The sequence below is a fragment of the Methylobacterium sp. 285MFTsu5.1 genome (genome assembly GCF_000383455.1).
GTDB lineage: Bacteria > Pseudomonadota > Alphaproteobacteria > Rhizobiales > Beijerinckiaceae > Methylobacterium.
This window is the reverse complement of record NZ_KB911283.1, coordinates 64276-76524: the sequence shown is the minus strand read 5'-3', so window position 1 is coordinate 76524 and position 12249 is coordinate 64276. Positions and strand designations below refer to the sequence as shown.

Genomic DNA, 12249 nt, shown 5'->3' with positions numbered 1-12249 from the left:
CCGCGGATGGGAGCGGCTCGCTGCGGCGCCACGCGGGCCCGCGCACGGCCGGGATCCGCGCTTCGTCGCCGCGCCGGGCGGCACGACCGGGAACGGGTCGCCCTCGGCGCGTCGGGCGCGCGGCGTCACAGGGGATAGCGCATGGCCACATTGCAGCGGGCATAGCGCCGGCCGAACCGGTCCATGATCTCCGGGTCGTGCCGGAACCCGACCTTCTCGTACAGGTGCACGGCGGCCGCGCACTTGGTGTTGGTCAGCAGGTAGAGCGTCTCGATCTCCATGGCCGCGGCGCGGGCCAGCACCGCCCGCAGCAGGTGCTCGCCGGCCTTGCGGCCCCGGGCCCGCGCGGACACGGCCATCTTGGTCAGCTCGTAGCAGCCCGCCTCCGTCCGCATCAGCGCGCAGGTGCCGACGATCCCGAGATCCGCCGACTCAACGAACAGGATGAGCCCGCCGCGGTCCAGGATCTCGCCGCGGGGATCGGACAGGATCTGGCGGTCGTTCTCCTCCAGCGCGAACATCGCCTCGATCCACTCGGCGTTGATGTCGCGGAAGCGGTCCGCCAGCGCGTCCGTGTAGTCCCGGATCGTCAGGCCCGTCGCGGCGTCGCCGGCCGCGCCGTCCTGGCGGATGCGGGCCGCGAACGGGACGGCGTCGAGCCGGCGCTCCAGGGCGGCGATCTGGTCCAGCAGGGGGCCCGACAGGCCGGCACACAGGCTCGCGACGGCCCTGTCGACGCGCGGCCAGAGCGCGTCCCTGGCGCGCGCCATCAGGGCCTCGCCCGCACCGCTGAGCGACAGCGCCTTCTGGCGAAGGTCCGCGTCCGACCGCGCCTCTTCGAGCAAGCCGAGCGCGACGAGGCTCGCCGCCGTGCGCGTGGCCGCCGGCTGGCTGACGCCGAGGGCGGCGGCGGCGTCGCCGATGGTCAGCGGCCCGTAGCGGTCGATGGCGGCGAGGAGCGGGAACTGGGCCGGCTGGATGCCGAGCCCCTCGTCCCGCAGGATCCGGGCGGCGTCGGCCTGGAAGCGGTCGGCGAGGCGCTTGAGGCGGCTGCCCAGGAACAGCGGCCCGAGTTCGTCGAGGATGTCTGCCGGCATGTCGGTTCTCCCGACATCAATTATATAACGCGTTATGTTTCTCGCAAGCCCTGGTGGCCCGAAGGTCGTCCCATCGCGGCACTGCCGCGATGGGACGATGGCCCCGGGGTACAGACTGTCACCCCGTGGGAGCGGGTCGCGTCAGATCGTAGATTGTGTCCCGTGCGCACTGGTCGATCGCGCAACGTAAGGTAAACTCACTCAACCCTCGCTCATCGGTCCCGCCGTGAACGTCGTACCCCGTTCCCTCTTCACGACGGATGCCCTGCCGGAGCGCGACCGCTTCGCCGCGTGGCGCGCGCTGTTCGCAGCCCACGACCTCGATGCCGATCCGCACGGCTTCTCGGGCCGGATCGAGACGACGCTGATCGGCCCGATGGCCCTGCGCGTCATGAGCGCCGCACCGCAGGCGCCGGCCCGATCCCGCTCCCGGATCCGGCGCGACGGTCAGGACGGGTTCGTCCTGCACCTCAGCCGGCACGCCTACAGCGTCGAGACCGAACGGGGCGTGGCGGAGGTTCCGGCGGGCGCGGTCAGCCTCAACGACCTGTCGCAGCCGTACCGCCGCAGCCGGGTGCCGGAGACGGACTCGCTGATCCTGGCCGTCCCGCGCGCCTCCATCGCCACCGTGCTGCCGGACGAGGACGCGATGCACGGGCTGATCCTGACCGGCGGCGCGGGCCGCCTGCTCGCCGACCATATCCGGAGCCTGGCCGCGCATAGCGGCGCGATCACCGCGACCGACGCCGCCCCGATCGCGCAGGCCACGCTCCACATGGTCGCGGCCTGCGCGCGCCCGAGCCTGGAGGGAGCGGCCCGCGCGGCCGCGCCGCTCGAGGCCGCCCGGCTCAGGGCCGCGAAGCGGCTCATCCGCGGCCAGCTCGACACGCCGCCCCGGATCGACGCGATCGCGCGGGCGCTCGGCATATCGCGCTCCCAGCTCTACCGCCTGTTCGAGCCGGAAGGTGGGGTGGCGCGTTACCGCGCGCGGCAGCGCCTCGCGGCCGTGCGGGCCGCCCTCGACAATCCGCTGGAGCCGCGGTCGATCGGCGCGATCGGGGAGGCCTACGGCTTCGGGAGCGGCGCCCAGCTCAGTCGCGCGTTCCGGGAGACCTACGGCCTGACCCCGCGCGACTACCGGGTCTCGCGCAGCGGCGGCTGACGCGACCGGGACGCCGGGACGAATTCCCTCGCGGCATGGGTCTGCCGCGAGGGGGTCGGGATCCGCGTGTCGTCGTGGCGCCGGCGGTCAGAACCGCCCGGCGATCGTCAGGCGCACGGCCGTGGGCTCCACCGGGTGGAAGAGGCGGTCGATCAGCCCCTCGGCGGGCTCGCCCGGAAGGCGCGAGACGTAGGCGTAGGTGATCTGGTCGGCCTTGCTGTTCGTCAGATTGAGCACGTCCAGCGAGACGCTCACCCCGGTGTCGAACAGGTAGCCGATGCGGCCGTTGAGCAGGGCGGTCGCCCGGGAGCGGATCGCGTTGTCCTCGATGAGCGGGCGCGGCCCGAAATAGCGGACCCGCAGGCTCCCGAACCAGCCGAGGGGCTCGCCGAAGGTCACGCCCGCCGACGCGATGGTCGTGGGGGCCTCCGGCACCCGGTTGCCCGCCGGGTCGTAGCTGGAGAACCGGGCGTTGGTGATCGTCAGATCCCCGTCCAGGGACAGCCACGGCGTCACCGCGTAGCGGTTCGTCCACTCGACACCGAACCGGCGGGTCGGGCGGCTCGGCTCCGTGGTGCCGGTGTCGCCCTGGAAGATGTTCTCCGAGGCGAAGTCGAGCCGGAACAGCGCGAGGCTCGTCTCCAGCCCGGCGATCGACCGGTTGCGCAGGCCGAGCTCGTAGCCCGTGGAGGGCACCAGGAAGGGCGACCGGGTGATGTTGAACAGGGGGCTAGCGGGATCGACCGTGGCGGTGACGCCGCGCGCGTCGTTCGAGTGGAAGCCGCCGCCGTAATTCACGTAGATCTCGGTGTCGGACCACGGTCCGAGCACGAGGCCGAGCTTCGGGTTGACGATGCCGTCGGTGGCCCGTCCCGAGTTCGCCGGCGTGTCCGAGCGGACGTCGGCGTAGTAGCCGTCCGCCCGCACGCCGACGCTCGTGCGCAGCCACTCGGTCCAGCGCACCCGCGTGTCGAGGTAGAGGGCGCCGCTCGATTCCAGCACGCGGTCGTCGAGCACGGTCGAGCGGTACTGGCGGAAGGCGGTGTTGAACAGGCCGACGCGGATCGAGTCCGTCCGCGTCTGGGCGCCGACCTCGACCTCCAGCGGCCGGCCGAACAGGTCGCCCTGGAAGATGTGCAGCACCTCGCCGCCGCCGAGGACGCGCTGGTCGAGCTGGTGGAACTGGTCGCCGCCGACGGGATCGTTGAGGAAGTAGGTGAAGTCGTTGAACAGGTTCATCTGGTAGCGGATCACGTAGGCCGAGGCCCGGGTGATGCCGGTGTCGTCCGTCGCGCTGAACCGCCCCGACAGGGAGAAGCGGGCGGTGTCGCCGCCATCCGTGGGGTTGAGGGTGCCGTAGCGGCCGATCAGGCCCGCGCCGACGGCCCGCTCCGGGATCTGGTTGGTGGCCGTCCAGCGGGACGCGTAGGCCATGCCGGTGACCGCGAACCCGTCCAGCGCCGTGCCCTGGCTGTAGCGGGCGACGCCGTTGAGCTTGCGCAGCGCGTCCGGGACGGTCCACGGCCCGTCATAGACCTGCGCCTCGCCGGCCACCAGCAGGGTGCCCTCGCCCAGCGGGGCCGAGGCGATCGACAGGGCCCGCTTGTAGCCGAAGCTGCCGATCGAGGTCAGCGCGAGATTCTCCCACACGGTGTCGAGATAGTCGATGCGCACCGAGCCCGCGGAGGCGAAGTCGCCGTCGCGCACGAAGTACGGCCCCTTGTGGTACTCCACCGCGCCGACGAGTTCGGGGATGAGGAAGTTGAGGTCGGCGTAGCCCTGGCCGTGGGCGTGGGTGCGCATGTTGACCGGCATGCCGTCGACGCTGATGGCGATGTCGGTCCCGTGGTCGAGGTTGAAGCCGCGCAGGAAGTACTGGTTGGCCTTCCCCTCCCCGCTGTGCTGGGTGACGATCAGGCCCGGCACTGCCTCCAGCACCTCGCCGGGCCGCGTGACCGGGCGGGCGTTGAGGACCGCCCCGCCGATGACGCCGGCGCTGGCCGCGTCGACGCTCAGCAGGGCGCCGCCGATCCCGGTGACGCCGCCGACATAGCCGGCGCTGGCGCCGGGCCCGTCCGTCGCGGGGATGAGCGGAGGCGCCGCGGGGACCACCGAGATCTCGGACAGGGTGACGGCCGACGGTGTCGGGGCGCCCTCAGGCGCCGCCCAGCCGCGCCCGGCGGTCGCGACGACGAGGCCGCCCGCGGCGAGCAGCCGGGTCACGGCGCGGAGGCCGGGGGCGGCAGGCCGGTGGCGGCAGACAGGACGGGAAGTCGAGCGGGAAGTCGGGCGGGACACCGGCAGACCGGGCGAGGCGTGGCGATCCCCGGACTCTCGCACGCCGTCCGTATGATAAACATACGAAAAAGTCATACGGGCGGATTAGGCCGGCCGTGTTGCGCGTGGGGCGCAGTCGATGGGGCGCTGGATCGCGGGCGGGGGGCGCCCTCACCCCGGGCCGTCGTCGCCGTGGCCCGGATGGGTGCGGGCGTCGTCACCCTCCGGGATGAGGTGCAGGTGACCGTAGCGGACGCCGCGCTGCGTGACGACGGCGTCGGCGTAGCTCTGCATCCGGGCCACCGGCCCGCGCAGGACCGCCACCTCGAGGCACGCGTCGTGGGTCAGGTGCACGTGCAGGCTGGCGATCGAGACGCCGTGCTCATGCCCCTCGCCGGTCAGCCGACGGGCCAGGTCGCGGGTGCCGTGGCTGTAGACGTAGCTCAGCGCCCCGTAGCAGGCCGCCGATCCGTCGGGCTCCGCGGCGCGGACCGGCGCCAGGGCGTCGCGGACGATGTCGCGCACCGCCTCCGAGCGGCTGCCGTAGCCGCGCCGCGCGCAGAGGTCGTCGACCGCCGTCAGCAGGGCGTCGTCGATGGTGATGGTGATGCGCTGCATGCCCGTCCTGCCGCTCCCGGGGCCTTCTGGTACGGGGACGCGGGGCCCGTGAACAGCCGTCGGGCCCGCATTGCCCGGCGCGGCAGAAAAAGAGCCCCGAGGGCCGCGCCTCGAGGCTCAAGTTCTGGGTCTCGGGGACATGTCCAGCGTGCGCTTGGGATGGACCGCGCTGGAACGCCTGGGCCGAAGGATCAAGGGCGTGAAAATCGACGACACAGGCGCGACCGGCTGGCATGCCGGCCGAACCATTCTGCACAGATACAGTCGACGCGCATCCGATATATGTCAGGCTTCGGGAGTTATTTTGAATTAATTCGCCGCACTGGGTTCAATATACCAGTTCAATTTTATCATATCGGCTCCCGATCTCCCGGTACCGGCATGCCGGGCCGGGCCTGCTCCCGCCGCGCGTGCCCCGCGATCGAGAGCCCCGCGGCTTTCGCGGGGCCGCGGGACGCTCCGCCGCGCCGCGCGATCGTGCGGACCGCGAGCAGGAAGAGGGCGGCGAGGGCCAGCATCGCGCCGTCGAAGGCGAGGAGGACCGGCTCGACCGGCGCGTCGCCGCCGAGCCGGAGCGCGACGAGGCGCCCGACATCCGCGGCCGCGACGGCGCCGTACAACGCGGCCGCCGCCGTCAGCGTCTCCGGCCAGACCCGCCCGGCCGGGCGCAGGAGCGCCGCCACGGCGACGAGCAGCCAGACGGCGAAGAAGGCCCCGACCTCCCACTCCGCCCGCGCGGGCAGCGCGGCGGGGAGCAGCCGGTTGGCCAGGAAATAGGCGGCGACGGCCGCGGGCAGGCCGGCGATCGTCGCGACGTTCAGGCCCTGGACGAGGCGCAGGCCGAAGCCTCGGGGCGCGTCCCCCTTGGGCAGGCGCGCCACCGCCCAGAGCAGCAGCCCGGTCGCCACCATGGCGCTGCCGGCGAGGCCGCACAGGAAGAACAGCACCCGCAGGGCCGGGCCGGCGAAGTGCGCCTCGTGCAGGCCGACCATCGCGGTGAACGTCTTGGTCGCCGGCCGCAGGCCGCCCGCGCGCACCTCAAGGACCGCGCCCGTCACGCCGTCGAAGGCGATCTGCGGGTGCTCGTGGGAGAGGCCGTGCGGCTCCTCGAACACCGCCACCACGGTGGCGCGCGCGTCCGCCGGGTTGACCACCGTGATCCGCTCCAGGGGTTCCGGCCGCATCGCCAGGGCGCGGACCACCAGCGGCCCGACCGGCACGAGCGTGCCGGGCTGGCCGGCGGGCGAGCGCGGCGCGGTGATCTGGCCGGACTCGGCGAAGTAGCGCTGGCTGTCGCCGCGATAGGCCGTGTTCAGGCCCCAGGGCACGTACATCACCATGAGGGTGGCGAGCCCGGTATAGGTGATCATCAGGTGGAACGGCAGGGCGAGGACGCCCGTGACGTTGTGCGCGTCCAGCCAGCCCCGCTGGGCGGACTTGTCCCGGCGGAAGGTGAAGAAGTCGGCGAAGATGCGCCGGTGGGTGACGATCCCCGAGATCAGCGCCACCAGCATGATCATCGCGCAGGCGCCGACGATCCAGCGGCCCCAGAGCGGCGGCAGGTTCAGCTCGAAGTGGAAGCGGTAGAGGAAGTCGCCGCCGCGCGTCGCCCGCACCGCCGCCGGCGCGCCGCTGTCGGGATCCAGGAGGACGTGGCCGGGCGGGCGGCCCGGGCCGGTCCGCCAGAACAGCTCCAGCACCGGCCGGTCCGGCCGCGGCAGCGCGAGGAACCACGTCCGCGCGCCGCCCGCATGGGCCTGCAGGTGGGCGACGCCGCGCTCGGCCGCCGCCGCGAGCTCCGCCGGCCCGAAGGTCCGGTCGGTGCGGAGCTCGGGCCGCATCCACTGCGAGATCTCGGGCCGGTAGTAGCTCGCCGTGCCCGTCACGAAGACGGCGAACAGCACCCAGCCGACGACGAGGCCCGACCAGGCGTGGAGCCACGCCATCGACTGCCGGAAGGTCTTGCCCACGGCGGCCGCCTCACCAGCGGTAGCGCAGGGTCGCGTAGACCGTGCGCGGCAGGCCGTAATAGCAGCCCGAGTAGGTGAAGCAGCCGGTCACGTAGCGCTCGTCGAGCAGGTTCTGCACGTTGATCTGCGCGCTGAGGCCGGCGAGCCGCGGGTCGAGGTGCTTCATGTCGTAGGAGGCGACGGCGTCGACCAGCACGCTCTCGGGCACCTGGAACGTGTTGGCCGGATCGCCCCAGGACGGGCCGAGGTAGCGCACGCCGCCGCCGAGGCCGAGGCCGATGAGCGGTCCGTCGGTGAAGCGGTAGTCGACGAACAGCGAGGCCGTCGTGTCCGGCACCTGCACCGGCCGCAGCCCCTGGAGCGGCACCTGCCGGCGGGTCAGGTCGTTCGTGGTGAAGCCGGTGTCGCGGACGTTGCGGATGTCGAGGAGCGAGAAGCCGCCGATCAGGCTGAGGCCCTCGGCGAAGGTGGCCCGCGCCTCGAACTCGACACCCTGCACGCCGACCTCGCCGGTCTGCACGACGAAGCCGGGATTGACCGGGTCGGTGGTGGTGGCGTTCGAGCGGCGGATGTCGAAGAACGCGGTGGTCAGCAGGATGTCGGTGCCGGGCGGCTGGTACTTGATGCCGGCCTCGTACTGGTTGCTGGCGATCGGGACGGGGATGCGCCCGGCCGAGCCGAAGGCCGCGTCGAAGATCCGCCCGTTGACGATCGGCTCGAACGCCTCGCTGTAGGAGACGTACGGGGCGACGCCGCTGTCGAACAGGTAGAGCAGGCTGGCGCGGCCGGTGAAGGCCTCGGCCGGGACGTCCTGGATGGTCAGCCCGTTCGGCGCGAAGGTGCGGGTCGGGCCGGTCTGCCGGGCGGTGTCGTAGCGGCCGCCGAGCGTCAGGATGAAGCGGTCGAACTTCGCCTGATCCTGGAAGTACACGCCGGTCTGCTGCGCGTCGATCCGCGAGGTCGACGTGAAGGCGGGGAACCGGATCGGCAGGTCGTGGTCGGGGGCGAGGGCGTTCAGGCTCGTCGTCGCCGGGAACGGGCCGGTGACGGACCGCGTGCTGAAGGTCCGGTGGTCGACGCCGAGCAGCGCCGTGTGGGCGATCGGGCCGGTGTCGAAATCGGCGATGAAGTTGTTGTCCATCGTGTAGGCTTCGATGTCGACCTGGGTGCCGCCGACCGAGCGACCGATGGTCGGCCCGCTCGTGTACGGGCCGTTGACGTCGCCGAAGGTCGTGAACACGCTGCGGTAGTCGCCGTTCGAGCGCAGGTAGCGGCCGGCCGAGTGGAAGCGCAGGTTCTCGGTGATCCGGTGGTCGAACAGGTACTCGACGGAGGCCTGGGTGCGGTCGGAGCGCTCGATGGTGCGGTCGCCGTCGTAGAAGTTCACCGGCAGCCGGCCGAAGACGCCGCTGCCGAAATTGCGCGGGAACACCGTGCCGACGGCCGGGAAGCCGCCGTAGAAGCCCGAGAACGGGTCGCGCTGGTAGTTGGCGATGATCGTGAGCGAGGTGTCGGCGGAGGGCCGCCACGTGAGGCTCGGGTTGATGAAGGCGCGCTCGACCTTGGTGGTCACGGCCGGGCCGTCGCCGTTCCAGCCGAGGCCGATGACCCGGTAGGCGAACTGGTCGGCGAGACCCGGGATGTCGGACGCGATCGGGCCGCCGACGTCGAAGCCGCCGCGGACCTCGCTGAAGCCGCCGCCCTGGACGAAGATCTCGCCGTGGCGGACGAATTGCGGGACCTTCGAGACGAGGTTGACGAGGCCGCCCGGACCGGACTGCCCGTAGAGGACCGAGGCCGGCCCCTTGATGATGTCGACCCGCTCCAGGCGGTAGGGATCGACGCTGGGGAAGGCGTCGCGGTTACCGGGCAGCGCCATGTTGTCGAGGAAGATCGGCGCGGTGAAGCCGCGGATGTAGAACTGCTCCAGGCGCGTCGAGCCGGCGCCGCCCCGCTGCTCGGTGGTGACGCTCGGCGTGAAGCGCAGCGCCTGGTTGATGGTCAGGGCGTTCTGATCCTCGATCTGCTGGCGCCCGATGACCGACACCGACTGCGCGGTCTCCAGGATCGGCGTGTCGGTCTTCGTGCCGACCGTACTGCGGCTGGCAACGTAGCCGGGCACCGGCCCGGTGGCCCCGCCGCGCCCGTACAGGTCGCTGTTCAGGCTGCGCCCGCGCGCCTCGCCCGTCACGCTGAGTTCGGACAGCTCGATGTCCGTGGCGGGCGCGGGCTGGGCGAGCGCGGCCGCCCCGAGCGTGAGTATAGATGTCGACGATACAAACCCGATTCGGAGCAGCCTCTCCGCACGATCGAACGCGCGCGACCCGGCCCGGTCACTGACATATCTCGACATTGTACCGACTCTAAACAAGAATTACTGGGCGAAGATACGCGCCGATGCCCAGCTATCACGGATCCGTGAGCAGTATGTGCCTCCGATGACACATCTTTAAGAAACGTATTTTGGTATTCCTCTAATGAAAATATGCTGCGGGCGGCGGGGCCGGGAGCGAACGCCCCGGGAGCGCGCTCCGCGCGGGGGACGGGCCGGCGAGCGTCGGCGGCGCAGCGACAGAGCGCGCGTTCCCGGCGACGGTCACCTCGGGTAAGATCGGCCGGCCGCGCTGGAGGCGGCCCGGCGCGGGTGCCGCCCCGTCGGCCCTCACGCCGTGCGCCGATGACCGAGCCGATCTCCGCCGCGGCCCATGCCCGCACGATCCTCTCCGCGCACGAGCATCGCCGCCCGATCGCGCCGCTGACCGACTGGGATCCGGCCCTCGACCTGCCGGCGGCCTACCGGGTGGCCGAGGCGGTCCGGGTCCTGCGCGGGGAGCGCGGCGAGCGGCCGGTCGGCTACAAGATCGGCTTCACCAACACGACCCTGTGGGAGCGCTACGGCGTCCGCGCGCCGATCTGGGGGCACGTCTACGACACGACCCTGCGCGACCGGGCCGCCCTGTCGGGGCCGGTGCCGCTCGCCGCCTTCGTCGAGCCGCGGATCGAGCCGGAGATCGTGTTCGGGCTGGCGCGCGCGCCCGAGCCCGGCATGGATGCCGCGGCGCTGATCGCCTGCCTCGACTGGGCGGCGAGCGGCTTCGAGATCGTGCAGTCGCTCTATCCGGGCTGGCGCTTCGCGGCGCCCGACACCGTCGCGGCCTTCGGGCTGCACGGGCTGCTGGTGGTGGGCGAGCGGGTGCGGATCACCGCGGACGCGCGATCGGCCTGGCTCGGCGAACTCGCCGGCTTCACCGTCGAGCTACTGCGGGACGGGGCCGTCGCGGACCGGGGCGGTGGCGGCTGCGTGCTCGGGACGGGGCCGCTCGCGGCCCTGGCCCACCTCGTCGATGCGCTGGCTAACGATCCGGTGGCCCCACCGCTCGACGCCGGGACTGTCGTCACGACGGGCACGCTGACGGACGCGCTGCCCGTCGCCTCCGGGCAGCGCTGGCGCACGCGCCTCGACGGGCTGCGGCTTCCCGGCATCGACCTTGCCCTGATCTGAGAGACCCGGCACGGGTTATCGTGCCGGGTGCGTGCGGTTTCCCGGCCGGCTCCGGGTCTCAGGCATTGGTGATGGTTAGCCGACATGCCAAATGCTGGACCATGCCTGGACGCCTGCGGCGACGCCACACGACCTTCCTCGTCTCCGTGACCGCGGAGGGCGCCGGCGCGGCGCCCGGCGCCACGGTCTACGCAGTGATGAAGCCCAGCGCCGAGGAGGCGGTGGAGGCCGTCCGCGCCCTCGCCGGCCCGTCGGCCAGCCTCGCGATCGTGGGGAGCCTGTCCACCCGGATCGCCAAGGCCCTCAAGCTGAAACCCGACACGCCGCGGGTGGTCTGAGCCGCCCGGCGGCCCGCAGGCGGCTCAATCCACCGCGAGCCGGTAGCCGACGCCCCGCACAGTCTGCAGGAAGACCGGGTTGGCGGGATCGACCTCAGTCTTGCGACGCAGGCGGTTGATCTGCACGTCGACGGTGCGCTCCGCCGCCGCGCCGCCCGGACCGGCGAGCTGCTCGCGCTCGACATTGGCGCCGCCCGCCGTCGCCAGGATCGTCAGGATCTCGCGCTCGCGCTCGGTGATGCGGATCAGCTCGTCGTCCCGGCGCAGCTCGCCCCGGTCGATCCGGAACGCGAAGGGCCCGAAGGTCACGGCCTCGGCGGAGGCCGCGCGGGGCCGCACGCTGCGCTTGATGATGTTGTTGAGCCGCAGCGTCAGCTCCCGCGGCTCGAACGGCTTCGGCAGGTAATCGTCCGCGCCGATCTCCAGCCCCATCACCCGGTCGTTCGGGTTGGAGCGGGCCGTGAGCATCAGGATCGGCACGCGCGAGGTCTCGCGGACGCTGCGCGCGTAGTCGAAGCCGTTCTCGCCGGGCATCATCACGTCGAGCACCATGGCGTCGAACACGACGCTCTGGGCCCGGGCGCGCGCCTCCGCGGCGCTCGCCGCCGCGGTGACCCGGAAGCCCTGGTCGGTGAGGTAGCGGGCGAGCAATTCGCGCAGGCGGCGGTCGTCGTCGACCACGAGGACGTGGGGCGCCTCGTCGGGCAGGTCGGACCGGGCGGCGTGGCTCACGCGGGCTCCTCCGCGTCGACCTGCCCCTCGGCCCCGCCCCCGCGCCGCGCCATCAGGCGCTGGACCGCCGGCCGGTCCTCCGGCTCGATCATCGCCATCAGGAAGTCCTCCGGGGAGCCCCGGGCATCCGGCGCCGCGAGTGCCCGGGCGAGGCGGCGGGCCTGGACCCGCGTCAGGTCGGCCGCGAGCCCGGCGCCGGCCTCGGTGCAGTACAGGAGGCGCTGGCGCCGGTCGCTGGAACCGGGCTTCTGCGCGACGTAGCCCTGCCCGATCAGGTCCTTGAGCACCCGGTTCAGGCTCTGCTTGGTGATGCGCAGGATGTCGAGGAGCTCGGCGATCGTCAGGCCCGGGTACCGGTCGACGAAGTGCAGCACCCGGTGGTGGGCGCGGCCGAACCCGTAATCGGCCAGGATCCTGTCCGGATCGCCGACGAAATCCCGGTAGGCGAAGAACAGGAGCTCGATCAGGTCGTCGCTGCCGAGGGCGGCCGGCGCGGCGCCCGGGACGGGTTTCGGCGCGAACATCTCCTCGCGCGGGGCTGTCCGTGTCACGG

10 protein-coding genes are annotated in these 12249 nt (G+C 72.3%); 3 read left to right on the top strand and 7 right to left on the bottom strand.

Annotated elements, in window-relative coordinates; all coding sequences use genetic code 11:
• Window positions 1-125: 125 nt before the first annotated feature.
• On the bottom strand, window positions 126-1097 hold the full coding sequence (locus H288_RS0119865) for a bifunctional helix-turn-helix transcriptional regulator/GNAT family N-acetyltransferase (protein ID WP_020094326.1): 972 nt from the start codon (window positions 1095-1097) through the stop codon (window positions 126-128).
• A 226-nt stretch (window positions 1098-1323) separates the two neighbouring features.
• Between H288_RS0119865 and H288_RS0119860 the strand changes: the two genes are divergently transcribed.
• Window positions 1324-2259, top strand: coding sequence for a helix-turn-helix domain-containing protein (locus H288_RS0119860; protein WP_020094325.1), 936 nt, complete (start codon window positions 1324-1326; stop codon window positions 2257-2259).
• A gap of 87 nt (window positions 2260-2346) precedes the next feature.
• Here the strand turns inward: H288_RS0119860 and H288_RS0119855 are convergent, their stop codons facing one another.
• The 4 genes from H288_RS0119855 to H288_RS0119840 all read right to left on the bottom strand — a co-directional run bounded on the left by H288_RS0119855 (window position 2347) and on the right by H288_RS0119840 (window position 9477).
• Complete coding sequence (locus H288_RS0119855; protein ID WP_043712855.1) at window positions 2347-4371, bottom strand: TonB-dependent receptor; 2025 nt, start codon at window positions 4369-4371, stop codon at window positions 2347-2349.
• 336 nt (window positions 4372-4707) lie between these two features.
• A complete protein-coding gene (nikR, locus tag H288_RS0119850) occupies window positions 4708-5154 on the bottom strand; it encodes a nickel-responsive transcriptional regulator NikR (RefSeq protein WP_020094323.1) in 447 nt (148 codons plus the stop codon).
• 350 nt (window positions 5155-5504) lie between these two features.
• Window positions 5505-7124, bottom strand: a complete 1620-nt coding sequence (locus tag H288_RS0119845) for a PepSY-associated TM helix domain-containing protein (protein WP_020094322.1) — start codon at window positions 7122-7124, stop codon at window positions 5505-5507.
• A gap of 10 nt (window positions 7125-7134) precedes the next feature.
• Window positions 7135-9477 carry a TonB-dependent siderophore receptor gene (locus tag H288_RS0119840; RefSeq protein WP_026605112.1) on the bottom strand — a complete coding sequence of 781 codons (2343 nt, stop codon included), beginning with the start codon at window positions 9475-9477 and terminating at the stop codon, window positions 7135-7137.
• 324 nt (window positions 9478-9801) lie between these two features.
• On the opposite strand from H288_RS0119840, the gene H288_RS0119835 reads away from it, so the two are divergent.
• Window positions 9802-10626 carry a hydratase gene (locus tag H288_RS0119835; protein WP_020094320.1) on the top strand — a complete coding sequence of 275 codons (825 nt, stop codon included), beginning with the start codon at window positions 9802-9804 and terminating at the stop codon, window positions 10624-10626.
• Between the two features lie 101 nt (window positions 10627-10727).
• The gene (locus tag H288_RS0119830) at window positions 10728-10964 is read left to right on the top strand and encodes a hypothetical protein (protein ID WP_020094319.1); all 237 of its coding nucleotides are present in this window, start codon (window positions 10728-10730) and stop codon (window positions 10962-10964) included.
• Window positions 10965-10988: 24 nt separating this feature from the next.
• On the opposite strand, the gene H288_RS0119825 is transcribed toward H288_RS0119830, so the two are convergent.
• Together H288_RS0119825 and H288_RS32525 are read right to left on the bottom strand one after the other, a co-directional pair.
• A complete protein-coding gene (locus tag H288_RS0119825) occupies window positions 10989-11696 on the bottom strand; it encodes a response regulator (RefSeq protein ID WP_020094318.1) in 708 nt (235 codons plus the stop codon).
• Window positions 11693-12220: a MarR family transcriptional regulator gene (locus H288_RS32525; protein ID WP_020094317.1), complete on the bottom strand. Its 528-nt coding sequence runs from the start codon at window positions 12218-12220 to the stop codon at window positions 11693-11695. Before H288_RS32525 ends, H288_RS0119825 begins: the two co-directional genes overlap by 4 nt.
• Window positions 12221-12249 lie beyond the last annotated feature (29 nt).